The following is a 22,863-nucleotide window of genomic DNA, read 5'->3' as shown; positions in this document are numbered from 1 at the left end:
GCACACGCCGATCTCGGCGCCTTTCTCGGCGGCCAGCTGCTTGAGCCGGATCGCCGCCGACAGCCCGGCGGGGCCGCCGCCGACGATCACGACGTCGTATTCCATCGATTCGCGCGGGCCGTATTGCTCGATGAGGCTTGCGGGGGTCATTGGCGTTCCTCTAACCGTTAGAATGCTTTTATTCGGGAGCGTATTGTCTGCGAAACGAAACGCTTGCCGCAACAACATGCAGGTAGATTAGCACGATCGTTCTATTTTTTGTGCTAGGGTAATGCCGCTCGGGCTGTGCCGCCCGGGCCGGCGAAACGACATCGAAAGGGGATGTGCAAATGGGTCGATCGATCAATCTGGAAGGCAAGGTTGCGCTGGTCACGGGCGCGTCGAGCGGCCTCGGGCAGCGTTTTGCGCAGGTGCTGTCGCAGGCCGGCGCGAAGGTCGTGCTCGCGAGCCGCCGCGTCGAACGCCTGAAGGAGTTGCGCGCGGAAATCGAGGCGGCGGGCGGCGCGGCGCACGTCGTGTCGCTCGACGTGACCGACGTCCAGAGCATCAAGGCGGCCGTCGCGCATGCGGAGACGGAAGCCGGCACGATCGACATCCTCGTGAACAATTCGGGCGTGTCGACGATGCAGAAGCTCGTCGACGTGACGCCCGCGGATTTCGAGTTCGTGTTCGATACGAATACGCGCGGCGCATTTTTCGTCGCGCAGGAAGTCGCGAAGCGGATGATCATGCGCGCAAACGGCGGCGGCAACGGCAAGCCGCCGTGCCGGATCATCAACATCGCGTCGGTGGCCGGGCTGCGCGTATTCCCGCAGATCGGGCTGTACGCGATGAGCAAGGCCGCGGTCGTGCAGATGACGCGCGCGATGGCGCTGGAGTGGGGCCGCCACGGGATCAACGTGAACGCGATCTGTCCGGGCTATATCGATACCGAAATCAATCATTACCTGTGGGAAACCGAGCAGGGCCAGAAGCTGCAGTCGATGCTGCCGCGCCGGCGTGTCGGCAAGCCGCAGGATCTCGACGGGCTGTTGTTGCTGCTCGCGGCCGACGAGTCGCAGTTCATCAATGGTTCGATCATCTCCGCGGACGACGGCTTCGGCCTCGCGTGAGCGGATGACATTCAGCAACAAAGAAGACTGCAATGAGCGCAACAAACGATTACTCCCCCGTTTTTGAGATGTCGATGCCGATCCGCTGGGGCGACATGGACGCGTTCGGCCATGTGAACAACACGGTCTATTTCCGCTACATGGAGCAGGCGCGGATTTCGTGGTTCGAGCAGCTCGGCATTGCCGGCGGCAACGGCGAGGGGCAGGGGCCCGTCATCGTCACCGCGTCGATGGAGTTCCTCAAGCAGCTGCACTATCCGGGCGACGTGATCGCGAAGATGTCGGCCGCGAAGCCCGGCCGAAGCAGTTTCGACACCGGGTTCGAGCTCACGCGCGCGGACGATCCGCAGCATGTCTATGCCCGCGGCAACGCGCGTTGCGTGTGGGTCGATTACGCGCTCGGCAAGTCGGTGCCGCTGCCGCAACTGTTGCGCGACACGATCGAGCACGCGCTCGCGACGAAAGTCGGCTGAGCGCGGCTATCGGCAGGCCGCACCGGGTTGCCGGTGGCGCGCCGTGTTCGTTGTTGCCCCGATGTTTCCCCGGATCGGCCGCCGTGTGCGGCCGATCGTCATTCGAGCGCCGCGATGCGACGCGCGTTCACTGTCCGAGCAGGCGCTGCAGCAGCTCCGGCGTATTGTTCGTTCCGTATTTGCGCATCAGCCGGGCGCGGTAGATGTCGACCGTGCGCGAGCTGATGTCGAGCACGCGCCCGATCTGCTTGCTGGTCTTGCCGGTCGCGAGCTGCGCGGCGATCTCGCGCTCGCGCGGGGTCAGCTCGACCGCGACGCGGCGCGTCGCGCTCAAATCCTCGAAGGTCCAGACGCCGGCCGCAAGCGGTGCGGTGCGGTCGAGCGCGCGGCCCGTCACGTGGCACCAGAACAGCTCGCCGTCCGCGCGTTTCATGATTCTGTCATCCGAGTAGATGCCGTTCGCGACCATCACGCGTGCGATGCGCTCGCCGATCCGCTGGAATTCGTCCGTCGACGGGTAGAGCACCGCGTACGATTTTCCGATCAGGTCGGCCCGCGCACAGCGGAAGATCGACGCGAGCGCGTCGTTGCAGTCCTCGATCACGCGGTCGCGCGACAGCACGAGGCCGAGCGGCGCGAGATGGAAGGCGGTCTGGTAATCGAGATCGGGCATGGCGCAGGCAAGCGGAGGCAAATGCTTATGTATTTTTGCGTATTGTGCCGCATCGGCGTCACATCGTACCCTTTCAGGCATCTCGCGGCGGTGTGTCGCGACATAAAAACAGCGTGCCTCGACGCAGGCTTTGCCGCGCGTGCATAGAATGATGCGGCGGGCTTGCGCCACGTGGCGCGTGAACCGGTTTTGCTGGTTTCCATAGAGGAAGGGACAACTGATGAACAAAGTCTATCCAAGCGCGGCTGCCGCGCTGGAGGGGATCGTCCGCGACGGACAGACCTTCGCGGTGGGCGGCTTCGGCCTGTGCGGGATTCCCGAGGCGCTGATCGCGGCGTTGCGCGATTCGGCCGTCAAGGGCATCACCTGCATCAGCAACAACGCGGGCGTCGACGGTTTCGGCCTCGGCCTGCTGCTGGAAACGCGCCAGATCAAGAAGATGATCTCGTCGTACGTCGGCGAGAACAAGGAGTTCGAGCGCCAGTACCTGGCCGGCGAACTCGAGCTTGAATTCACGCCGCAGGGCACGCTCGCCGAAAAGCTGCGCGCGGGCGGCGCGGGCATCCCCGCGTTCTTCACGAATACCGGCTACGGCACCGTGATCGCGGAAGGCAAGGAAACGCGCCAGTTCGGCGATCGCCACTACGTGCTCGAGCCGTCGCTGACGGCCGACGTCGCGCTCGTCAAGGCATGGAAGGCCGACAAGTCCGGCAACCTCATTTACCGCCGCACCGCGCGCAACTTCAACCCGATGTGCGCGATGGCCGGCAAGATCACCGTGGCGGAGGTCGAGGAGATCGTCGAGAACGGTGCGCTCGATCCGGACCAGGTCCATACGCCGGGGATCTTCGTGCAGCGCATCGTGCTGAACGCGACGCCCGAAAAACGCATCGAACAACGCGTCGTACGCGCGAAAGGAGACTGACATGGCCTGGAATCGTGACCAGATGGCCGCGCGCGCGGCGAAGGAACTGCAGGACGGCTTCTACGTGAACCTCGGCATCGGCCTGCCGACGCTCGTCGCCAACCACGTGCCGGAAGGCGTCGAGGTGTGGCTGCAGTCGGAGAACGGCCTGCTCGGCATCGGCCCGTCGCCGACCGAAGACGAAGTCGACGCCGATCTCATCAACGCCGGCAAGCAGACCGTCACGACGCTGCCGGGCTCGTCGATCTTCTCGTCGGCCGATTCGTTCGCGATGATCCGCGGCGGCCACATCAACCTCGCGATCCTCGGTGCGATGCAGGTCAGCAAGCAGGGCGACCTCGCGAACTGGATGATCCCGGGCAAGATGATCAAGGGGATGGGCGGCGCGATGGACCTCGTCGCGGGCGTGGGGCGTGTCGTCGTGCTGATGGAGCATGTCGCGAAAGGCGATCAGCACAAGATCCTCGACGAATGCAATCTGCCGCTGACGGGCGTCGGCGTGGTCGACCTGATCATCACCGATCTCGGCGTGATCGAAGTGACGCCGGCCGGCCTGAAGGTGCTCGAACTCGCCGACGGCGTGAGCGCCGAAGAGATCCAGGCGAAGACGGGCGCACCGCTCGACGTCAGCGCCGTGGCCTGAGCATCACGTCGTTGCGTCATGCTCGACGCCCCGCGTTCCTCACGGAACGCGGGGCGTTTTGTCATGACCGCATGCGTCACGCAATCGCGCCGCCGCCGTCGATCAGTACCGTCGAACCGGTTGCATAAGGCGTGGCCGCCAGATACAGGACCGTATTCGCGACATCCTCCGGCTGGCCGACCCTGCGGGCCGGAAGCCGCCGGGCCGCGCCGGCGTACATCGCGTCGCGTGCATCGGGCGCGAGCTTGTCCCACAGCGGCGTCGCGATCAGGCCCGGCGACACGGTATTCACGCGAACCGGCGCGAGCTCGAGCGCCAGGCCGCGGGCGAGCGCCTCGAGCGCCGCATTGATCGCGCCTTGCAGCACCGACGACGCGCTCGGTCGCACGCTGAGGTAGCCCGACACGAACGTCAGCGAGCCGCCGGGCGCGATATCGATCGCGCGGGCGATGCGGTACGCGCCCCAGAACTTGCTGTCCATCGCAGCCTGCGCGTCGGCAAGCGGCAGCGCGCGGACTGCGCCCGTGGCCGTCTTCGCGGCCGAAATCACGACGTGGTCGAACTGGCCGGCGCGCGCGCAGAACGCATCGACGTCCGCCGTATCGGTGATGTCGAGCGTTTCGGTCCGCACGTGCGCGCCCGGCATGGCATCGACGTCGAACCTGCCCGGATCGCGCGACGCGATCGTCACGCGCGCGCCGTGTCGCGCGAAAGCCGCCGCGGTGGCGGCGCCGATGCCGGAGCTGCCTCCGACGACGAGGACGTTCTTGCCGTGGAGCGGATCATTCATGAAGGTCATTCCTGGTGATGAGTTGAACGGCATCCGGTCAGATCGTTTCGGTCTCGCGCAGCGTCGACGGGCTGCGCAGCGCGAAGCGCGCAATATCGTCCTTGCGCATGAAAGCGACCCCCGGATGTGATCGCGCGTAGTGCAGGAAGTCGTCCCACGCGCGGACCATCTGCGGCGTGCCGCTGATCCGGTCGTGCGCACTGATCGACATCAGTCTGCGCCGCTGCCCGGCTTCCGCGTACAACTGGTCGAAATCGAGCTTGATCTGCTCGAGGAACATCGCCGGCGTGTAGTGGCGGCCTTCGATCAGCAGGATGTCGTTGTTGCGCAGCGTGTACGGGACCACGGCGAAATCGCGACCGCCGACGGTCTCGACGAACGGTTCGTCGCGACTGACGTCGTCGATGTGATACGTGTAGCCGAGTTCCTGCAGCAGCGACAACGTATGCGGTCCGCGCCGCAGCCAGTTGCAGTTGTAGCCGGTCGGACGCTGGCCGGTCACCGCTTCGACCATGTCGCGTGCTTCGGTCAGGAAGCGGCGCTCGTCGTCGCGGCTCATCGTGAATTGCGCGCGCCACGTCGGGCCGTGCGCGGCGGCTTCGTGGCCGCGCGACACGATCTCGCGCGCCAGATCGGGGTGCCGGCGCGCGGCTTCCCCGATCATGTGCGACGTCACTTTCACGCCGTGCCGGTCCCACAGATCGAGCAGGCGCGGAATCCCTTCCCGGTAGCCGTACGCGAACCAGGTGGCCGAGGCGAGATCGACCGGTACCGACGGCGGGAACGCGACGGTCGGAAACGGGCTGTCCGCGCCCGTGGGCGGCTGTCCGCCTGCTTCGAACTGCATCGAGATCGAGATCACGATGCGCGCGCCGTCGGGCCAGAACGGCGTGGCGCCCGGTGCGGCGAGCGCCGCCGTTGGCGCGGCGGTTGCCGGCAGGGAGGCGCCTGCGGCCGCCGCGACGCCGGCCGCGAGCCCGGCGCCGGCCTGGGCCAGGAACGTGCGGCGCGGCAGCGGCGTCGCGGGAGGGTGGTTGCCGTGAGTCATCGTTCCCTCCGTCAGCCGACGAGCCCGAGCTGACGCATCAGCGTCAGGTTGTCCTCGATGTGCCAGTTTTCCGCGATCCGGCCCTGGTCGATCCGGTAGATATCGGTCGCGATGAAGTCGATCGCCTGTCCGCGCCCCGCCGTTCCGTTGAAAGCGCCGGTGAAATGCCCGCGGAAATGCAGGTGCACGACGACCCGGTCGCCCGCGACGATCATCTGTTCGATGTCACAGCGCAGGTCCGGGATCGCGTCGCGCATCGTGCCCGAGGCCGCGAGTGGCCCCGGTACGCCTTGTTCGCGGCCGGGCGGCAGCGTTCGGTCGGTGAAGTCGACGGCGAGCGCCGCGCGAGCCAGCGCAGGGTCGCCGGTATTCCAGAAGGTGCCGTAGCGGCGCGCGACCAGGATTTGCGCGCGTGCCTGCGCGGCCGGCAAGCCTGCCGCGACGGTCAGGCTGTGCGGTGCGACGAGGTCGGCGGCACGGGAAGCGGCGGGCCAGAGCGCCACGACGCAGGCGGCTGTCGCGAATGCGTGCGCGAGGGGGCGGGCGGCCGAACGAAGGCGGATCGACATGGTTTCGAGGGTCCTGTGAAGGCGTCGTGCGACGACGCGGAACAGGTATGGTAGGTTTCCGTTATGAATGCAAATACTGGCAAAATGCGAATGGATTATTCGAAAAAAGGAAAGGTTTGGGCGAGGCGCACGCCATGACGCTGATCGACGATTTCCCGGCGCTCGATACCTTCGCGCGGATCGTGTCGGCCGGCAGCCTGTCGGCGGCGGCGCGCGAGCTCGACCTGTCGTTGTCGGTCGTCAGCAAGCGGCTCGCGCATCTCGAGTCGCGACTCGGCGTGCGCCTGCTGCACCGGACGACGCGGCAGCAAACGCTCACCGACGACGGTGCGCAGTTTCATGCGCAGGTGCTGCGCATCCTGGCCGAGGTCGAGCATGCCGAAACGCTGATGCGCGATCGCCGCGGCACGGTCAGCGGCGTGCTGCGCGTGACGGCGCCCGGCGAACTCGGCCGCCTGCGGATCGCGCCGCTCATTGCGGCATTTCAGCAGCGACATCCGCAATTGACCGTGCAGCTGATGCTGACCGATACGGTCGTCGATCTGCTGGCAGCCGATATCGACGTCGCCGTGCGGATCGGCAATCTGGCCGATTCGACGATGATCGCGCGCGAGCTGGCGCCGAATCATCGCGTGCTGTGCGCGTCGCCGGGCTATCTCGCGGCGCACGGTTGGCCGGCCCATCCGGCCGAGCTCCGTGCACACCGATGCATCGTGATGGGCGATCAGCCGCGTGCCGAATGGCGGTTCGACGGCGCGCAAGGTGACGTGGCGGTCGAGGTGACGGCCACGCTGCTGACGAACGACGGCGGCGCGGCGCGCACGCTGGCGCTCGAAGGCGCGGGCATTGCGTTGAAGTCGATCTGGGACGTCGGCGCCGATCTCGACGCCGGTCGGCTCGTGCGCGTGCTGCCGGCCTTCGAGGCGCCCGCCGCGCCGTTGCATGCCGTCTATCCCGGCGGCCGTCACGTGTCGTTGCGCGTGCGGACGTTCGTCGATTTCCTGCGCGAGCAGTTGCGTCACGCGTGGCGCCGCCACGATTGAACCCGTTCCGGATGGTGGGCCGGGCGCGTCGCGGCCCGTCATTCCGAAGCGGTTTACAATCGTTTGCATCGGGCGCCGCAGGCGTTGTCCCGCGCGTCGCCCCCGTTCGACAGGATGCCAACGATGCCAACGACCCCAGCGAATCCCCCGGTTCCCCGCCAGCGGCGCGTGCAGTGTGCGAGCGCGGCCGGCCTTCACCACGTCGCCTATACCGAGTGGGGCGATCCCGCGAATCCGCGCGTGCTCGTGTGCGTGCATGGCCTGACCCGCTCCGGACGCGATTTCGACCGGCTTGCCGCCGCGCTGTCCGATACGTATCGCGTCGTCTGCCCCGATGTCGTCGGGCGCGGCCAATCGGACCGGCTGGCCGATCCGCGGCACTATGCGATTCCGCAGTACGTGGCCGACATGGTGACGCTGATTGCGCGGCTCGACGTCGAATCGGTCGACTGGTTCGGCACGTCGATGGGCGGCCTGATCGGCATGGCGCTGGCCGGGCTGCCCGGTTCGCCGGTGCGCCGGATGATCGTCAACGACGTCGGCCCGCGCATCGAGCCCGATTCGCTGACGCGCATCGGCGAATACCTCGGCGTGCAGCCGCGCTTTGCGACCGAGCAGGAGGGGATCGACTACCTGACGTCGCTGTCGCTGCCGTTCGGCGCGCTGAGCGCCGACGAGTGGCGCGAGATCAACGGGCCGCTGCTGCACGAGCTGCCCGAAGGCGGCTGGACGATGCGCTACGACCCGCGCATCGCCGAGCCGTTCAAGGCCACGACGCCCGAACTGGCCGCACTCGGCGAAGCCGCGCTGTGGCACGCGATCGAGGCGACCGATGCGACGCTGCTCGTCGTGCGTGGCGAGACGTCCGACTTGCTGTCGCGCGAGACGGCGGCCGAAATGGTTCGCCGCGGCCGCCATGTGACGCAGGTCGAGATTCCGGGCGCGGGCCACGCGCCCGCCTTCGTCAGCGCCGACCAGATTGCGCTCGCGCGGCGGTTTTTCGTCGAAGGCGACGCATAAACGCGTCATAATATGCGGTTCGGCGGCACGCGGGCCGTGCCGCCGTCCGATTCCTCACTCATCACGACCGGAACATTTTCATGGCAGTCATTCGTCACCACGTCGGGGCCCGGCTCTCCGAAACCGCGATCCACAACGGCACCGTGTATCTGGCCGGCCAGATCGCCGAAGACACCACGCAGGACATCCGCGGCCAGACGCGCGAAGTGCTCGGCCACATCGACCGCCTGCTCGCCGAAGCGAACAGCGACAAGGCGCATCTGCTGTCGGTGCAGATCTACATCTCGGATCTCGCGAACTTCGAAGGCATGAATGCGGAGTGGGATGCATGGGTCGCGCCGGGCAACACGCCGCCGCGCGCCACCGTCGAGGCGAAGCTCGCCGATCCGGCGCTGCTCGTCGAGATCGTGGTCGTCGCCGCGCAGCGGAGCTGAGCGTTATCCGACGATGACCGTATTCCGGCAGGCCGTGCAATGACCGAATCCGTTTCCGCCTCTCCCGTCGCGGCGCCGTCGTTCGACGACGTGCTCGCGTTCGTGCGCGAGCGGGCCGGCGACGCGCGCCTGTCGTCGGGCGAGCTGCTCGCCGACCACTCGGCGGGCACGGCGGCGATCATGCGCACGCTGAACGTCGATCCGTCCGCGATGCAGGCCGCCGCGCTGTTCGTGCTGACGCCGCACCTGAGCGACCCCGAGCGCGAGCTGACCGAACGTTTCGGCGACGAGGTCGCGCGGCTCGTGTCCGACGTGCGCAAGCTGTTGCGGCTCGGTACCGTGAGCCTGCGCGCCGCGCAGAACGCAAAGCCCGACTCCGGGCGCGACGCGGCGGAAGAGCGGCGCACGCAGATCGAGGCGCTGCGCAAGATGCTGCTCGCCTTCGCGCAGGACATTCGCGTGGTGCTGATCCGGCTCGCGTCGCGGTTGCAGTCGCTGCGCTATTACGCGGCCGCGAAGCTCGATCCGCCGCCCGACGTCGCGCGCGAGACGCTCGAGATCTATGCGCCGCTCGCGAACCGTCTCGGTATCTGGCAACTGAAGTGGGAGCTCGAGGATCTCGCGTTCCGCTTCGAGGATCCCGTCACCTACAAGCGGATCGCGAAGCTGCTCGACGAAAAGCGCATCGAGCGCGAGGCGTACGTCACGCAGGCGATCGCGCGGCTGCAGCACGAGCTCGCGGAAGCGCACATCCAGGCCGACGTGAGCGGCCGGCCGAAGCATATCTACAGCATCTGGCGCAAGATGCGCGGCAAGGAGCTCGATTTCTCCGAGCTGTACGACGTGCGCGCGTTTCGCGTGATCGTGCCCGACATCAAGGATTGCTACGCGGTGCTCGGCATCGTGCATCACCTGTGGCAGCCGGTGCCGAAGGAATTCGACGACTACATCTCGCGGCCGAAGCCGAACGGCTACAAGTCGCTGCATACGGTCGTGATCGGCGACGACGGCCGTGCGTTCGAAGTGCAGATCCGCACGCAGGAGATGCATCGCTTCGCCGAGTACGGCGTTGCCGCGCACTGGCGCTACAAGGAGGCCGGCGCGCGTGGCTATGGCGGCCAGTTCTCGGCGAGCGACAAGTACGACGAGAAGATTGCGTGGCTGCGCCAGTTGCTCGCGTGGAAGGACGACGTCGAGGACGGCACCGAAGTGTCGGGCGACCAGGCGTGGGCGCAATTGCGCGAGACGTCGCTCGACGACGATCACATCTACGTGCTGACGCCGCAGGCGCGCGTGATCGCGCTGCCGCAGGGCGCGACGCCGGTCGATTTCGCGTACCACCTGCACAGCGAGCTCGGCCATCGCTGCCGTGGCGCGCGCGTCGACGGCGTGATGGTGCCGCTGAACACGTCGCTCGCGAACGGCCAGACGGTCGAGATCGTCGCGGTGAAGGAAGGCGGCCCGTCGCGCGACTGGCTGAACCTGCAGCTCGGTTACCTGAAGAGCCCGCGTGCACGGCAGAAGGTGCGCGCGTGGTTCAACTCGATCGAGCAGGAAGAAAACGTCGCGCATGGTCGTGCGCTGGTCGAAAAGACGCTGCAGCGCGAGGGCAAGACGTCGGTCAACCTGGACAACCTCGCCGCGAAGCTCGGCTTCAAGTCGCCCGAGGAGCTGTTCTCGGTCGTCGGCAAGGAAGAATTCAGCCTGCGCAACGTCGAGCACGCGCTGTCCGACGCACCGCCGCCGGAACCGGCGCCCGAGGCGCCGGCCGATTTCGAGAAGCGCAGCAGCGGCGCGAGCGTCGCGCACGGCGCGTCGACCGGCGTGCTGGTGGTCGGCGTCGACGCGTTGCTGACGCAACTGGCGCGCTGCTGCCGTCCGGCGCCGCCCGATCCGATCAGCGGTTTCGTCACGCGCGGCAAGGGGATGTCGATCCACCGCACCGACTGCCCGACGTTTCGCCGGATGGTCGAGCGTGCGCCGGAACGCGTGCTGCAGACGACGTGGTCGGCCGACGTGCTGGGCGGGCGCGGCGCGTCCGTCTATCCGGTCGACCTGATGATCGAGGCGAGCGACCGGCAAGGGTTGCTGCGCGATATCTCCGAAGTGTTCGCACGCGAAAAGATCAACGTCGTGGGCGTGAAGACGCAGAGCCGCCGCAATGCGGCATTCATGCAGTTCACGGTCGAGGTATCGAATTCGGCGCAGGTGCAGCGCGCATGTACGCTGCTCGGCGAGGTGCAGGGCGTCGTGCGGGCGGGGCGGAAGGTGTGATGGGGTTGGAACCGCGTTATTTTGCTGCGACCGCATAAAAACACTTGCCAAGCCCGTAACGGCTCCATATAATCTTAGCTTCTCTAGGCTCGTAGCTCAGCTGGTTAGAGCACCACCTTGACATGGTGGGGGTCGTTGGTTCGAGTCCAATCGAGCCTACCAACGAATTGAGAATGCCCGGCCTCCGGGTGTTCGATGCAGTACACAACTCAACGCGAACAAGGCGAATACGGTTATGACACCGCGAACGTTGACCGAAACCACTTCGGAGCGACGCTAGTCGAGGAACGTTTTCGCCCTTTCAGTTTGAGTGAAGTATCGAATGCGGCCCCTCGAAAGCGGGGCCGCATTTTTTTTGTCGCGAATTTTCACGCGTGAGTTCGATCTCGCGTACCTGGTCTGCCGCCCACTGTCGGCATCACGGAGATTGCTATGGTTTCGATACGCTTGCCTGACGGCTCAGTTCGACAATACGAGCATCCGGTGACAGTTGCCGAGGTTGCGGCCTCGATCGGTCCCGGCCTTGCGAAGGCTGCGCTTGGTGGCAAGCTCGATGGCGAGCTCGTCGATACGTCGACGGTGATCGACCGCGACGCGTCGCTCGCGATCGTCACGGACAAGGATGCCGACGGCCTCGACATCATCCGCCACTCGACCGCCCACTTGCTCGCGTATGCGGTGAAGGAACTGTATCCGGACGCGCAGGTGACGATCGGTCCGGTGATCGACAACGGTTTCTATTACGACTTCTCGTACAACCGCCCGTTTACGCCGGAAGATCTCGAAAAGATCGAAAAGCGCATGCAGGAACTCGCGAAGAAGGACGAGCCGGTCACGCGCCGTGTCGTGTCGCGCGACGAGGCGGCCGGTTATTTCCGCAGCATCGGCGAGAAGTACAAGGCCGAGATCATCGAATCGATTCCGCAAAGCGACGAAATCAAGCTGTACTCGCACGGCGGCTTCACCGATCTGTGCCGCGGCCCGCACGTGCCGTCCACCGGCAAGCTGAAGGTCTTCAAGCTGATGAAGGTCGCGGGCGCGTACTGGCGCGGCGATTCGAAGAACGAGCAGCTGCAGCGCATCTACGGCACGGCCTGGACGAAGAAGGAAGACCAGGACCAGTACCTGCACATGCTCGAGGAAGCGGAAAAGCGCGACCACCGCAAGCTGGGCAAGCAGCTCGACCTGTTCCACATGCAGGAAGAGTCGCCGGGCATGGTGTTCTGGCATCCGAAGGGCTGGGCGCTGTGGCAGCAGGTCGAGCAGTACATGCGCCGCCGCGTCAACGAGGCCGGCTATCTCGAGATCAAGACGCCGATGATCATGGACCGCTCGCTATGGGAAGCGTCGGGCCACTGGCAGAACTATCGCGAGAACATGTTCACGACGGAGTCGGAGAAGCGCGACTACGCGATCAAGCCGATGAACTGTCCGGGGCACGTCCAGGTGTTCAAGCACGGCCTGCGTTCGTACCGCGATCTGCCGCTGCGTTACGCGGAATTCGGCTCGTGCCACCGCAACGAGGCGTCGGGCGCGCTGCACGGCCTGATGCGCGTGCGCGGCTTCGTGCAGGACGATGCGCACATCTTCTGTACGGAAGATCAATTCATCTCGGAATCGATCGCGTTCAACACGCTGGCCATGAGCGTGTACAAGGATTTCGGTTTCGATCACATCGACATCAAGCTGTCGCTGCGCCCCGACCAGCGTGCCGGTACGGACGAGACGTGGGATCGTGCCGAGCAAGGTTTGCGCGATGCGCTGACGGCTTGTGGTCTCACGTGGGAAGAGTTGCCAGGTGAGGGCGCGTTCTACGGCCCGAAGATCGAGTACCACATCAAGGACGCGCTCGGCCGCTCGTGGCAGTGCGGCACGCTTCAGCTCGACATGGTGCTGCCGGAGCGCCTGGGTGCCGAATACGTCGCGGAAGACAACAGCCGCCGCCGGCCGGTGATGCTGCACCGCGCGATCGTCGGTTCGATGGAGCGTTTCCTCGGCATTTTGATCGAGCACCATGCTGGTGCAATGCCGGTCTGGCTCGCGCCGTATCAGGCAATTGTGCTCAATATCGCCGAAAGTCAGGCCGAATATGCGAAGTCTCTGGCCCAATCGTTGCAAAAACAAGGGGTTAGAGTGGCGGCCGATTTGCGCAACGAGAAGATTAGCTATAAAATACGCGAGCACACGCTGGAAAAGGTGCCTTATCTCCTCGTCGTGGGCGATAAGGAGCGTGATGCGCAAACGGTAGCCGTGCGTGCCCGTGGCGGCGTCGATCTTGGCGTAATGCCGGTCGAAGCCTTCGTTGAGCGTCTGCAGGAAGACCTGCGCTCGTTCAAGTAACCGCCCTGGCAGCGCGGCTCGTTTTTTTAATTTTTAGAGGAAACGTAACATCGCTACTGATAAGTCGTCGCACCGCATCAACGGTGAAATCACTGCGCCGGAAGTGCGCCTGGTCGGGATCGAGAACGAACCGCTCGGTATCGTAAAACTCGCTGACGCTTTCCGTAAATCGGAAGAACTGGATGTTGACCTGGTGGAAATCGCGCCGCAAGCGGTGCCGCCGGTTTGCCGTCTGATGGATTACGGCAAGTTCAAGTACCAGGAATCGAAGAAGCAGCACGAAGCGAAGCTGAAGCAGAAGGTCATCCAGGTCAAGGAAGTCAAGTTCCGCCCGGGTACCGATGACGGGGATTACAACGTCAAGCTCCGCAATCTCGTGCGCTTCCTCGAAGAGGGCGACAAGACGAAGATCACGTTGCGTTTCCGCGGCCGTGAAATGGCTCACCAGGAAATCGGTATGCGGATGCTCGAACGTCTGCGCACGGATCTCGAGGAAGTCGGCCAGGTCGAGCAGATGCCGAAGATGGAAGGGCGCCAGATGATCATGGTGCTCTCGCCGAAGAAAAAGAAGTAACGGGCCCGCGCGCGTCGCGCGCAGGTTCGACAGTGGTTCGGCGCGTTGCCCGGTCAGGGCGGCGCGCCAACAATGACGGCGGCTGCGCAAGCGGGTCGCCGTACACAAGTGGACTGGGTTTCGAAGGGCGGGTCAAGGGCGCAAGCCAACCGCACACCCATCGCCATCTAATAAACTGGAGTTGTTCGTCATGCCTAAGATGAAGACCAAGAAGAGCGCTGCAAAGCGCTTCGTGGTGCGTCCGGGCGGTACCGTCAAGCGCGGTCAAGCCTTCAAGCGCCACATCCTGACCAAGAAAACCACGAAGAACAAGCGCCATCTGCGCGGCGCAACGGCAGTTCATGATTCCGATCTGAACTCCGTCCGCGCGATGCTCCCGTTCGCGTAACCCCTCAACTGATACTCCAAGGAGAGAAACATGCCTCGAGTCAAACGTGGGGTAACCGCACGGGCCCGCCACAAGAAGATCATCAACCTGGCCAAGGGTTATCGCGGCCGCCGCAATAACGTCTACCGCATCGCCAAGCAGGCGGTGATGCGCGCTGGTCAGTATGCGTACCGCGATCGCCGCAACAAGAAGCGTGTGTTCCGCGCACTGTGGATCACGCGTATCAACGCGGCAGTTCGCCAGCACGACATGACCTACAGCGTGTTCATCAACGGCCTGAAGAAGGCGTCGATCGAACTCGACCGTAAGGTGCTGGCCGACATGGCGGTGTTCGACAAGGCTGCTTTTGCTGCGATCGTCAAGCAGGTGAAAGCCGCCGTTGCAGCCTAATTGCGAAATTAGCACTGCGTGGTTAGTTGCAGCGAGGTTCCGGTAGTCTCGGCCGCTGCAGCGAAAACGGGGCTCTTCCGAGCCCCTTTTTTGTTTGGTGGGCGGTTTCGCTCGCCAAGACCGAATGACGTTGGAAATGATGGGATCTATGGATCTGGACCAGATTGTCGCCGACGCGCAGCAGTCCTTCGAACAGGCTGCCGACATCACCACGCTCGAAAACGAGAAAGCACGATTTCTCGGCAAATCGGGTGCGCTGACCGAGTTGCTGAAGGGCCTCGGCAAGCTCGATCCCGAAGCACGCAAGACCGAAGGCGCCCGCATCAACGTCGCGAAGCAGCAGGTTGAAGCCGCGCTCACCGCCCGTCGCCAGGCGCTGGCCGACGCGCTGCTGAATCAGCGCCTCACTGCCGAAGCGATCGACGTGACGTTGCCCGGCCGCGGCGCCGGCGCCGGCAGCCTGCACCCCGTGATGCGCACGTGGGAGCGGGTCGAACAGATTTTCGGCTCGATCGGTTTCGACGTGGCCGACGGCCCCGAAATCGAGACCGACTGGTACAACTTCACGTCGCTGAACAGCCCGGAGAACCATCCGGCGCGTTCGATGCAGGACACCTTCTACGTCGAAGGCAAGGATGCCGACGGCCGCCAGCTGCTGCTGCGCACGCACACGAGCCCGATGCAGGTGCGTTATGCGCGCATGAACCGTCCGCCGATCAAGGTGATCGCGCCGGGCCGCACGTATCGCGTCGACAGCGATGCGACCCACTCGCCGATGTTCAATCAGGTCGAGGGGCTGTGGATCGACGAAAACATCAGCTTCGCCGACCTCAAGGGCGTCTATACCGACTTCCTGAAAAAATTCTTCGAGCGCGACGACATCCTCGTGCGCTTCCGTCCGTCGTATTTCCCGTTCACGGAACCGTCGGCCGAGATCGACATGATGTTCGAGCAAGGCAAGAACGCCGGCAAGTGGCTCGAAATTTCCGGCTCGGGGCAGGTGCATCCGACCGTGATCCGCAACATGGGCCTCGACCCCGAGCGCTACATCGGTTTTGCGTTTGGCAGCGGCCTCGAGCGCCTGACGATGCTGCGCTACGGCGTCCAGGATCTGCGGCTGTTCTTCGAGAACGACCTGCGTTTCCTGCGCCAGTTCGCATAACGCCGCTCGTTGCGCCGACCTGTGCCCGCGCACGCCCCCGATGGACGTTTCCGACGGGGCCCGGGCGTCGATCTAACCTGTTTCGAACGTAGACATCCATGCAATTCCCTGAATCCTGGTTGAGAATCTTTGTCGACCCGCAGCTGACGACCGACGAGCTGTCGCACGCGCTGACGATGGCGGGGCTCGAAGTCGAATCGCTGAGCAAGGCTGCGCCGCCGACGTCGAAGATCGTCGTGGGCCGCGTGCTCGAAGTCGTCAAGCATCCGGATGCGGACAAGCTCAATGTCTGCCAGGTCGACGCCGGCACCGGCGCGACGCTGAACATCGTGTGCGGCGCGCCGAACGTGGCGCCCGGCATCAAGGTGCCGGTCGCGCTGGTCGGTGCGGAACTGCCGCCGGCGGAAGAGGGCGGCAAGCCGTTCGCGATCAAGCTGTCGAAGCTGCGCGGCGTGGAGAGCCAGGGGATGCTGTGCTCGGCGCGCGAGCTGAAGTTGTCCGAGGATCACAGCGGGCTGCTGATCCTGCCGGAAGACACGCCGGTCGGTCAGGACATCCGCGAGACCCTCAATCTCGACGACACGATCTTCGAAATCAAGCTGACGCCGAACAAGGCCGACTGCCTGTCGGTGTTCGGTATCGCCCGCGAGACGGCCGCGATCACCGGCGCACCGCTGACGCCGGTCGACATCCGCCCGGTGAACGTCGAGCTCGACGAAACACTGCCCGTGCGCATCGCTGCGCCCGATCTGTGCGGCCGCTTCTCGGGCCGCGTGATCCGCGGCGTGAACGCGCATGCGAAGACGCCGCAGTGGATGGTCGAGCGCCTCGAGCGTTCGGGCCAGCGCAGCGTGTCCGCGCTCGTCGACATCTCGAACTACGTGATGTTCGAACTCGGCCGCCCGTCGCACGTGTTCGATCTCGACAAGATCCACGGCGGCATCGAAGTGCGCTGGGGCAAGCGCGGCGAATCGCTGAAGCTGCTCAACGGCAATACGGTCGAACTCGACGAAACGGTCGGCGTGATCGCGGACGACCGTCAGGTCGAAAGCCTGGCCGGCATCATGGGCGGCGACAGCACGGCCGTCACGCTCGATACGACCAATATCTATCTGGAAGCCGCGTTCTGGTGGCCGGACAGCATCCGCGGCCGCGCGCGCAAGTACAACTTCTCGACCGATGCGGCGCATCGCTTCGAGCGCGGCGTCGATTACGCGACGACCGTCGAGCACGTCGAGCGCATCACGCAGCTGATTCTCGAGATCTGCGGCGGCAAGGCCGGCCCGGTCGACGATCAGGCGGTGAACCTGCCGCAGCGCGCGCCGGTGAAGATGCGTGTGTCGCGCGCGAACCGCATCATCGGCGTGAAGATCGACGCCGACGAGATCGCGGACATCTTCACGCGCCTCGGCCTGCCGTTCGAGCGTGAAGACGACGCGTTCCTCGTCACGCCGCCGTCGCATCGCTTCGACATCGAGATCGAGGAAGACCTGATCGAGGAAGTGGCGCGCATCTACGGCTTCGAGAAGATCCCGGCCCGGCCGCCGGTCGCGACGAGCGAAATGCGCGCGACCCACGAGACGCGGCGGTCGATCCACGACATCCGTCACGCGCTGGCCGCGCGCGACTACGCGGAAACCGTCAACTTCAGCTTCGTCGATGCGGAGTGGGAGCACGATTTCGCGGGCAACGACAACCCGATCCGCCTGCTGAACCCGATCGCGAGCCAGCTCTCGGTGATGCGTACGACGCTGTTCGGCAGCCTGATCGCCGTGCTGCGCCACAACCTGAACCGCCGTGCCGATCGCGTGCGCGTGTTCGAATCGGGGCGCGTGTTCGTCGCCGATCCGTCGGTGAAGGCCGGCGAGCTGGCGGTCGAAGGCCATGCGCAGCCCAAGCGCGTCGGCGCGCTGGCGTACGGTCCGGCACTCGACGAGCAGTGGGGCGTGACGACCCGCGCGGTCGATTTCTTCGACGTGAAGGGCGATCTCGAAGCGCTGCTCGCGCCGGCGGTTGCGCGTTTCGTGAAGGCCGAGCATCCGGCCCTTCATCCGGGCCGCAGCGCACGCATCGAAATCGATGGCCGCGCGGTCGGCTGGATCGGCGAGTTGCATCCGCGCCTGATGCAGAAATACGAGCTGCCGCACCCGCCGGTGATGTTCGAGATCGACGCGGACGCGCTGATCGCCCGTGCGCTGCCCGCGCCGACCGACGTGTCGAAATTCCCGCCGGTCCGTCGCGATATCGCCGTTGTCGTCGATCAGGCGGTCGAGGTTCAGGCACTTTTCGACGAAATGAAGAAGGCGCTTGCCGAAGAGGCCTGCCGATTCGTTCAGAAGGTTGTACTCTTCGACGAATTTCGTGCAAAATCAAATACTTCCGGTGGTCTTGCCGCGAACGAGAAGAGCCTTGCCTTCCGCGTGACGCTGCAGGATGCGGCTGGCACGCTGCAGGACGAGGTCGTCGACCAGGCGATTCAGACGCTGGTCGAGCGGATGGCTCGCGCTGGGGCGCGCCTGCGCGGCTAAGGAGAGGGCCCGCCCGTTCGCGGGCGGCTTTTTTCCATCGTAAGTTTTGATTCAACGCGCTGTATGGCAGATATGAACGACATGACCTCGAGTGAATTCGAAGCCCTCCTGACGGCGCAACGCAGCGCGATGAACCGCGACGCTTCGGCGCCGGCGTCCACCGAGACGCCGACGCTGACGAAGGCGGAACTGGCGGAGCTGCTATTCGACAGCGTCGGGCTGAACAAGCGTGAAGCGAAGGACATGGTCGAGGCGTTTTTCGAAGTGATCCGCGACGCGCTCGAAAACGGTGAAAGCGTCAAGCTGTCGGGGTTCGGCAATTTCCAGTTGCGCGACAAGCCGCAGCGTCCGGGCCGCAATCCGAAGACGGGCGAGGCGATTCCGATCGCGGCCCGCCGGGTGGTAACCTTCCACGCGAGCCAGAAGCTGAAGGCGCTGGTCGAAAACGGCGCGGAGTAAGACGCGCGCCCACGCCCCGCGCGGCCGCCGCGCACCCTTTACCGACGGTTAACCGACGATGACCACCACGGTTGAGAAAGTCGTCTTGCCTCCGATTCCCGCGAAGCGCTACTTCACGATCGGCGAAGTCAGCGAACTGTGCGGGGTCAAACCACATGTGCTGCGTTACTGGGAACAGGAATTCACTCAACTGCGGCCGGTGAAGCGGCGCGGCAACCGGCGGTATTACCAGCATCACGAAGTGCTGCTGATCCGGCGGATTCGCGAATTGCTGTACGAGCAGGGCTTCACGATCAACGGCGCGCGCAACCGGCTCGATTCGCCGGGCAGCGAGCGGGCCGCGGCGGAGCCAGCCGAATCCGACGCGCAGGCCGTCGATGCGCGTGGGGCGGCCAAGCCGGGCGCAACCGTCGACGTCATCGCGTTGCGGCAGGCGTTGCTGGACGTGATCGACGGACTGAAACACGACTGAGCGCACGGCGCGCAGGCAGCATTGAAAAAGCCCGGTTGGCGACCTGCCACCGGGCTTTTTCATGCGGGTCGCGCATGCGGATCAGCGCGATGCGAGCGGATTCTTCTGCCCGATGTCGACGACCAGCGTGCCGTCCGGCAGCATCCGCACCGAGCCCTGCGCGACCTGGCTGCGGTATCCGTACAGGTCGAACCGCATCGGGCCCGCCTCGGCCGAATTCCGGATCAACGCGCGCACGTTCAGTTCCAGCACGTTGAACATCTTCATGTCGCCGCCTTCCATCCACATGTAGCTCGGTGCATCGATCTGCGGCCGCTTCGGCGTGGGTGCACCCGCTGCGCGCCGGAACGTGAGACGCAAGCCGTCGCGTTCGACCGTTGCCTGGCCGAGCTTGCCGTTCAGCACGGGCGGCGGGAACACGGTGTACTGGTCGAGTACGAGCGTGTCGCCGCGCAGTTCCGCGCCGCGTCGGCGCAACGGCGTCAGCGACGCGAGCTCGATGCCGAGCGAGCGCAGCAGCGTCGCCTGCGGGATGCCGAGCACCGACACCTGCGACGGCTTGAAGGCGAGGTGCCGGTCGTCGAGCACCGTCAGCGAGCCCTTCATGTCGGTCGGCAGCCAGACCCCCGGCACGTGATTCCACAGCTTGATGCCGCCCTGGACGCGCAGGTTCTGCCCGTCCGCGCTCAGTTGCAGGTCGTTCAGCGAACGCGGCGAATAGTCGAGCAGGTAGTTGTTGAAGAGCGCCGACATCGCCTTCCACGATTCGACGACCGTGCCGCCGAGAATGCGGATGTCGTACTGGTTCGGATCGTCGAGATCGACCGGTTCGCCGGGCCGCCTCGACACGAGTTCCACGTCGAGATCCTCGACATGAAAGCCGATATCGCCGGACAGGTTGAAGTCGACGTTGCGCAGATGGATCGTCGGGTTGCGGTTCGACACGTGCCGTTCGTTGAACGGCGTCGTCGACGTGCGCCGCATCGCGACCTTCTGCATGCCGGGCCGCATCGCGTCCGCCGCGAGCGCGTACGCTTCCCAGTGCTGGCGCACGTCGCGCAGCGCAGTCTGCTGCGCGGCGAGGAAGCTGTCGTTCAGGCGCGCCGCCGCGTTGCCGAGCAGCGCGCCGCTCGCCGGGCCCGTATACGAAGGCATCCGGATCGCCATCGCGCCGCTTTCGTCGAAGTTGAAGTAACCGGCCGACACCTGGTCGCGATAGTGATACAGGTCGAACACGAACGTCTGCTCGCGCTTCGACGAATCGACTGGACCGATCAGGATGTCGGCGTTCATCGGCATCGAGCGCATGAACTTCACGTCGCCGCCGCGGATGTACATCGCCTGCTGCGGGGCATTCGCCGGCATCGCGAAGCCGGCATGCGTGCCGTCGTCGAGCTTCAGGTCGAGGCCTGCCGGCGTCACGCGCACGGCGGTGATCGTGAGCTTCAGGCGCGGTGGCGGCATCAGCTTGTCGACCGCCATCACGAGATCGTCGCCGGCAAGTTGCGCGATCGGGGTCTGCACCTTCAGCAGGTCGGCCATCTTCACGTTGGCCGCGCGCATCACCGGCTGCGCGTTGATACCCGACACGCGTACGCCGGTCGGGTGGAACACGAGCTGGCTGCCGTCGCGGATCGCGAGCGTGCCGGTCAGCGAGAACGGTACCCAGCCGTCGCGCTGCATCTCGCCTTGCAGATGGATCACGCCGTCGCCGGCCGACACCGCGAGCTTGCGCAGCGGCGCGTTGCGATAGCCGAAGATGTAGGTGTTGAAGAGGGCGGTCAGCTTCGCATTGTCGAGCGTCACCGTGCCTTCATGTACGTCGATCTCGAAGCTCGTCGGATCGTCGAAGACGATCGGCGCGCCGGCCTGCGTCGGCACGAGCGTGGCCGACAACTGGTGGATGAAGAAGCCGAGGTTGTTGACGATGCGGAAATCGATGTCGCGCAGGAACGTCATCGCGCCGTTCTGGCCCGAGTCGCGCAGCGTGAACGGGCGCGGCTGCGTGAGGCTGATCGATGCGAGCGACGGCACGGTGCGCGCGATCTGCTGTTCGCGCGCGAGCCGCTCGGCCTTGGTGCGTTCGATCTTCGTCGATGCGATGGACGTGTTGCTGTCGCGCTGCGCGGCCGATTCCGCGCAGCCGGTGCAGAGGACTGCAAGCGCCAGCGCGCCGCAGCCGAACACGCGGGACGTCGTGGGCGATCCCGGGGCGACCGTGCGTCGCAGGCCGGAAAACCAGTCGAAAATTGCCAAAGGCGAGCGATGGCCGCGCCGGACCGCATTCCGCATCGTCTGTCTCCATGTCTTGTCTTGATCGACGGCGGCGCGCGCGACTGCACGGCGCGAGCGTCGATGCCGTGCAGTGTGTCATAGCGCGCTAGAGCGGCGTTACCAAACAACGGACGCCCGGGCGCGGGGCGCCGGCGGGCGGCCAGACAACGGATTCGCGGTGGATGAACGGCCGTATCAAACGGCCGTTTGGTTTGTGCGGGCCGGCGGTCGGCGTCTTTCGAGGCAGCCCTGAAAAACCGCGGCCGGCCTTGGCCGGCGCGGGTTTCACCGGATGCGCACAGCAACGGCCGGTCAGACCAGCAGGCGCTCCCGGATCGCGTTTTGCGTAGCCGGATCGAGTTGCAGGCCGTTCTCGAGGTACGACGCCATCGAGCCGTACGACGTCGCGACCTGATCGAAGGCCGCCTGCAGATAGTCGGCGTGTGCGCCTTGCAGTGCGGTCATCATGTCCGCCGCGTTTTGTCCGCCGGCTTGTCGGGCGTGGGCGACCGAAGCGGCGATATCGGCTGCGCTATAGACGTTGGTCAGCAGGTAGTCGGCCAGAATCGTTTGCCCGGAGATGCCGAGGATCGAGTGCAGAATGGCGGTCGCCCAGCCGGTGCGATCCTTGCCGGCCGTGCAGTGGAACACCCGGTTGTCGCCGCTGCCCGCGAAGCCGGTGAACAGCGCGTGGTAGCTGGCGTGCGCGCTGTCCGACGTGACGAATGCGCGATACATGCTCAGCATGAATGCCGTCGCGGTCGCGCCGGTCGTCGGAATCGGGTCGATACTGGCGGCCCCGAGCACGTTGAGGTTTTGCCAGGCGGCGCCGGCGAGCGGTACATCGGGTTGCGTCTTGATCTCGGCGGGCGTGCGCAGGTCATCGACCTGCGTGATGCCGAGCGTGCCGACGGTCGCGACGTCGGCGGCGGACAGCGCGAGCGCGGACGAGCGATAGATCGCGCCTTTCTTCATCTTCGCGCCGCTGGTCGTCACGTAGCCGGTTCCGTCCGGCCCGGCCGTGTCGCGAAAGTTCGACGCGGACGCCAGCCGCGGCGTCGTGACCGGCGCGACCGCTATCGCGTCGCCGCCGCATGCCGACAGCAGCGACGCGCTTCCCAGCGCGATGCCGATCGTGCCGGCGCCCAGCCGGAGAAAATGTCGACGGGAAATTTCGTTTTTCTGATGCATTCGATGCCCTGTGTCGGAGACGGTTACCAGGCGTCGCGACCGCGGTGCCGCTGCCCGCGCGCGACATGGCAAGGCCGGGGC

The 22,863-nt window shown here is 65.4% G+C and carries 23 protein-coding genes and 1 tRNA gene; 17 read left to right on the top strand and 7 right to left on the bottom strand.

Annotated elements, in window-relative coordinates; genetic code table 11:
• The coding region (locus H0X91_RS12095) for an FAD-binding protein (protein ID WP_226209475.1) at positions 1 to 222 on the bottom strand (222 nt) is incomplete at its 3' end.
• Between the two features lie 107 nt (positions 223 to 329).
• Here H0X91_RS12095 and H0X91_RS12090 point away from each other — a divergent pair.
• Positions 330 to 1,112, top strand: a complete 783-nt coding sequence (locus tag H0X91_RS12090) for an SDR family oxidoreductase (RefSeq protein ID WP_011545236.1) — start codon at positions 330 to 332, stop codon at positions 1,110 to 1,112.
• A 32-nt stretch (positions 1,113 to 1,144) separates the two neighbouring features.
• Complete coding sequence (locus tag H0X91_RS12085; RefSeq protein WP_062884576.1) at positions 1,145 to 1,585, top strand: acyl-CoA thioesterase; 441 nt, start codon at positions 1,145 to 1,147, stop codon at positions 1,583 to 1,585.
• A 127-nt stretch (positions 1,586 to 1,712) separates the two neighbouring features.
• On the opposite strand, the gene H0X91_RS12080 is transcribed toward H0X91_RS12085, so the two are convergent.
• The gene (locus H0X91_RS12080) at positions 1,713 to 2,258 is read right to left on the bottom strand and encodes a LuxR C-terminal-related transcriptional regulator (protein WP_006488515.1); all 546 of its coding nucleotides are present in this window, start codon (positions 2,256 to 2,258) and stop codon (positions 1,713 to 1,715) included.
• A 220-nt stretch (positions 2,259 to 2,478) separates the two neighbouring features.
• Between H0X91_RS12080 and H0X91_RS12075 the strand changes: the two genes are divergently transcribed.
• Positions 2,479 to 3,183: a CoA transferase subunit A gene (locus tag H0X91_RS12075; RefSeq protein ID WP_006488507.1), complete on the top strand. Its 705-nt coding sequence runs from the start codon at positions 2,479 to 2,481 to the stop codon at positions 3,181 to 3,183.
• A gap of 1 nt (position 3,184) precedes the next feature.
• On the top strand, positions 3,185 to 3,826 hold the full coding sequence (locus tag H0X91_RS12070; RefSeq protein WP_062884575.1) for a CoA transferase subunit B: 642 nt from the start codon (positions 3,185 to 3,187) through the stop codon (positions 3,824 to 3,826).
• Positions 3,827 to 3,902: 76 nt separating this feature from the next.
• Here H0X91_RS12070 and H0X91_RS12065 read toward each other — a convergent pair whose 3' ends face one another.
• Genes H0X91_RS12065 through H0X91_RS12055 form a run of 3 tightly spaced genes read right to left on the bottom strand, consistent with a single transcriptional unit; the run spans position 3,903 to position 6,233 of the window.
• On the bottom strand, positions 3,903 to 4,616 hold the full coding sequence (locus H0X91_RS12065) for an SDR family oxidoreductase (RefSeq protein ID WP_062884777.1): 714 nt from the start codon (positions 4,614 to 4,616) through the stop codon (positions 3,903 to 3,905).
• Between the two features lie 37 nt (positions 4,617 to 4,653).
• Positions 4,654 to 5,664, bottom strand: coding sequence for a polysaccharide deacetylase family protein (locus tag H0X91_RS12060; RefSeq protein WP_060210808.1), 1,011 nt, complete (start codon positions 5,662 to 5,664; stop codon positions 4,654 to 4,656).
• A gap of 11 nt (positions 5,665 to 5,675) precedes the next feature.
• Complete coding sequence (locus H0X91_RS12055) at positions 5,676 to 6,233, bottom strand: ester cyclase (RefSeq protein WP_058901392.1); 558 nt, start codon at positions 6,231 to 6,233, stop codon at positions 5,676 to 5,678.
• A gap of 134 nt (positions 6,234 to 6,367) precedes the next feature.
• On the opposite strand from H0X91_RS12055, the gene H0X91_RS12050 reads away from it, so the two are divergent.
• The 13 genes from H0X91_RS12050 to H0X91_RS11990 all read left to right on the top strand — a co-directional run bounded on the left by H0X91_RS12050 (position 6,368) and on the right by H0X91_RS11990 (position 19,317).
• Positions 6,368 to 7,276 (top strand): LysR family transcriptional regulator, encoded by a 909-nt coding sequence (locus H0X91_RS12050; protein WP_006495363.1) that lies wholly within the window; start codon positions 6,368 to 6,370, stop codon positions 7,274 to 7,276.
• 123 nt (positions 7,277 to 7,399) lie between these two features.
• On the top strand, positions 7,400 to 8,296 hold the full coding sequence (locus H0X91_RS12045; RefSeq protein WP_012492553.1) for an alpha/beta fold hydrolase: 897 nt from the start codon (positions 7,400 to 7,402) through the stop codon (positions 8,294 to 8,296).
• A gap of 80 nt (positions 8,297 to 8,376) precedes the next feature.
• Positions 8,377 to 8,730, top strand: coding sequence for a RidA family protein (locus H0X91_RS12040; RefSeq protein WP_006486103.1), 354 nt, complete (start codon positions 8,377 to 8,379; stop codon positions 8,728 to 8,730).
• A 39-nt stretch (positions 8,731 to 8,769) separates the two neighbouring features.
• Positions 8,770 to 11,004, top strand: coding sequence for a RelA/SpoT family protein (locus H0X91_RS12035; protein ID WP_006486099.1), 2,235 nt, complete (start codon positions 8,770 to 8,772; stop codon positions 11,002 to 11,004).
• An 85-nt stretch (positions 11,005 to 11,089) separates the two neighbouring features.
• Positions 11,090 to 11,166 (top strand) — tRNA-Val (locus tag H0X91_RS12030).
• 270 nt (positions 11,167 to 11,436) lie between these two features.
• Positions 11,437 to 13,344, top strand: a complete 1,908-nt coding sequence (gene thrS / locus H0X91_RS12025) for a threonine--tRNA ligase (RefSeq protein ID WP_062884574.1) — start codon at positions 11,437 to 11,439, stop codon at positions 13,342 to 13,344.
• 49 nt (positions 13,345 to 13,393) lie between these two features.
• Positions 13,394 to 13,918 (top strand): translation initiation factor IF-3, encoded by a 525-nt coding sequence (gene infC, locus H0X91_RS12020; protein ID WP_071734130.1) that lies wholly within the window; start codon positions 13,394 to 13,396, stop codon positions 13,916 to 13,918.
• Between the two features lie 190 nt (positions 13,919 to 14,108).
• Positions 14,109 to 14,306: a 50S ribosomal protein L35 gene (gene rpmI / locus H0X91_RS12015; RefSeq protein WP_004191477.1), complete on the top strand. Its 198-nt coding sequence runs from the start codon at positions 14,109 to 14,111 to the stop codon at positions 14,304 to 14,306.
• Positions 14,307 to 14,336: 30 nt separating this feature from the next.
• On the top strand, positions 14,337 to 14,696 hold the full coding sequence (rplT, locus tag H0X91_RS12010) for a 50S ribosomal protein L20 (RefSeq protein ID WP_004192938.1): 360 nt from the start codon (positions 14,337 to 14,339) through the stop codon (positions 14,694 to 14,696).
• A 148-nt stretch (positions 14,697 to 14,844) separates the two neighbouring features.
• Complete coding sequence (pheS, locus tag H0X91_RS12005; RefSeq protein ID WP_006486107.1) at positions 14,845 to 15,858, top strand: phenylalanine--tRNA ligase subunit alpha; 1,014 nt, start codon at positions 14,845 to 14,847, stop codon at positions 15,856 to 15,858.
• A gap of 98 nt (positions 15,859 to 15,956) precedes the next feature.
• On the top strand, positions 15,957 to 18,386 hold the full coding sequence (pheT, locus tag H0X91_RS12000; RefSeq protein ID WP_062884573.1) for a phenylalanine--tRNA ligase subunit beta: 2,430 nt from the start codon (positions 15,957 to 15,959) through the stop codon (positions 18,384 to 18,386).
• 72 nt (positions 18,387 to 18,458) lie between these two features.
• Positions 18,459 to 18,845, top strand: coding sequence for an integration host factor subunit alpha (locus tag H0X91_RS11995; RefSeq protein ID WP_006486093.1), 387 nt, complete (start codon positions 18,459 to 18,461; stop codon positions 18,843 to 18,845).
• A gap of 58 nt (positions 18,846 to 18,903) precedes the next feature.
• Complete coding sequence (locus H0X91_RS11990; RefSeq protein ID WP_006486110.1) at positions 18,904 to 19,317, top strand: MerR family transcriptional regulator; 414 nt, start codon at positions 18,904 to 18,906, stop codon at positions 19,315 to 19,317.
• A gap of 81 nt (positions 19,318 to 19,398) precedes the next feature.
• Here the strand turns inward: H0X91_RS11990 and H0X91_RS11985 are convergent, their stop codons facing one another.
• Complete coding sequence (locus tag H0X91_RS11985) at positions 19,399 to 21,609, bottom strand: hypothetical protein (RefSeq protein WP_062884572.1); 2,211 nt, start codon at positions 21,607 to 21,609, stop codon at positions 19,399 to 19,401.
• A gap of 294 nt (positions 21,610 to 21,903) precedes the next feature.
• Positions 21,904 to 22,782: a tyrosine-protein phosphatase gene (locus H0X91_RS11980; protein ID WP_006486109.1), complete on the bottom strand. Its 879-nt coding sequence runs from the start codon at positions 22,780 to 22,782 to the stop codon at positions 21,904 to 21,906.
• Positions 22,783 to 22,863 lie beyond the last annotated feature (81 nt).

Origin of the sequence: Burkholderia sp. 9777_1386 (assembly GCF_015712265.1) — a bacterium.
GTDB lineage: Bacteria > Pseudomonadota > Gammaproteobacteria > Burkholderiales > Burkholderiaceae > Burkholderia > Burkholderia cenocepacia.
This window is presented reverse-complemented; position numbering and strand designations above follow the sequence as displayed.

Excerpts from the sequence above, each read along its gene's own strand:
- rpmI (WP_004191477.1), top strand. The coding sequence starts at position 14,109 with ATGCCTAAGATGAAGACCAAGAAGAGCGCTGCAAAGCGCTTCGTGGTG.
- H0X91_RS12065 (WP_062884777.1), bottom strand. The coding sequence starts at position 4,616 with ATGAATGATCCGCTCCACGGCAAGAACGTCCTCGTCGTCGGAGGCAGC.
- H0X91_RS12055 (WP_058901392.1), bottom strand. The coding sequence starts at position 6,233 with ATGTCGATCCGCCTTCGTTCGGCCGCCCGCCCCCTCGCGCACGCATTC.
- pheS (WP_006486107.1), top strand. The coding sequence starts at position 14,845 with ATGGATCTGGACCAGATTGTCGCCGACGCGCAGCAGTCCTTCGAACAG.
- H0X91_RS11990 (WP_006486110.1), top strand. The coding sequence starts at position 18,904 with ATGACCACCACGGTTGAGAAAGTCGTCTTGCCTCCGATTCCCGCGAAG.
- H0X91_RS12075 (WP_006488507.1), top strand. The coding sequence starts at position 2,479 with ATGAACAAAGTCTATCCAAGCGCGGCTGCCGCGCTGGAGGGGATCGTC.
- H0X91_RS11980 (WP_006486109.1), bottom strand. The coding sequence starts at position 22,782 with ATGCATCAGAAAAACGAAATTTCCCGTCGACATTTTCTCCGGCTGGGC.
- H0X91_RS11995 (WP_006486093.1), top strand. The coding sequence starts at position 18,459 with ATGAACGACATGACCTCGAGTGAATTCGAAGCCCTCCTGACGGCGCAA.
- H0X91_RS12060 (WP_060210808.1), bottom strand. The coding sequence starts at position 5,664 with ATGACTCACGGCAACCACCCTCCCGCGACGCCGCTGCCGCGCCGCACG.
- H0X91_RS12080 (WP_006488515.1), bottom strand. The coding sequence starts at position 2,258 with ATGCCCGATCTCGATTACCAGACCGCCTTCCATCTCGCGCCGCTCGGC.
- H0X91_RS11985 (WP_062884572.1), bottom strand. The coding sequence starts at position 21,609 with ATGCGGAATGCGGTCCGGCGCGGCCATCGCTCGCCTTTGGCAATTTTC.
- H0X91_RS12085 (WP_062884576.1), top strand. The coding sequence starts at position 1,145 with ATGAGCGCAACAAACGATTACTCCCCCGTTTTTGAGATGTCGATGCCG.
- H0X91_RS12050 (WP_006495363.1), top strand. The coding sequence starts at position 6,368 with ATGACGCTGATCGACGATTTCCCGGCGCTCGATACCTTCGCGCGGATC.
- rplT (WP_004192938.1), top strand. The coding sequence starts at position 14,337 with ATGCCTCGAGTCAAACGTGGGGTAACCGCACGGGCCCGCCACAAGAAG.
- H0X91_RS12070 (WP_062884575.1), top strand. The coding sequence starts at position 3,185 with ATGGCCTGGAATCGTGACCAGATGGCCGCGCGCGCGGCGAAGGAACTG.
- pheT (WP_062884573.1), top strand. The coding sequence starts at position 15,957 with ATGCAATTCCCTGAATCCTGGTTGAGAATCTTTGTCGACCCGCAGCTG.
- H0X91_RS12040 (WP_006486103.1), top strand. The coding sequence starts at position 8,377 with ATGGCAGTCATTCGTCACCACGTCGGGGCCCGGCTCTCCGAAACCGCG.
- thrS (WP_062884574.1), top strand. The coding sequence starts at position 11,437 with ATGGTTTCGATACGCTTGCCTGACGGCTCAGTTCGACAATACGAGCAT.
- H0X91_RS12045 (WP_012492553.1), top strand. The coding sequence starts at position 7,400 with ATGCCAACGACCCCAGCGAATCCCCCGGTTCCCCGCCAGCGGCGCGTG.
- H0X91_RS12035 (WP_006486099.1), top strand. The coding sequence starts at position 8,770 with ATGACCGAATCCGTTTCCGCCTCTCCCGTCGCGGCGCCGTCGTTCGAC.
- H0X91_RS12090 (WP_011545236.1), top strand. The coding sequence starts at position 330 with ATGGGTCGATCGATCAATCTGGAAGGCAAGGTTGCGCTGGTCACGGGC.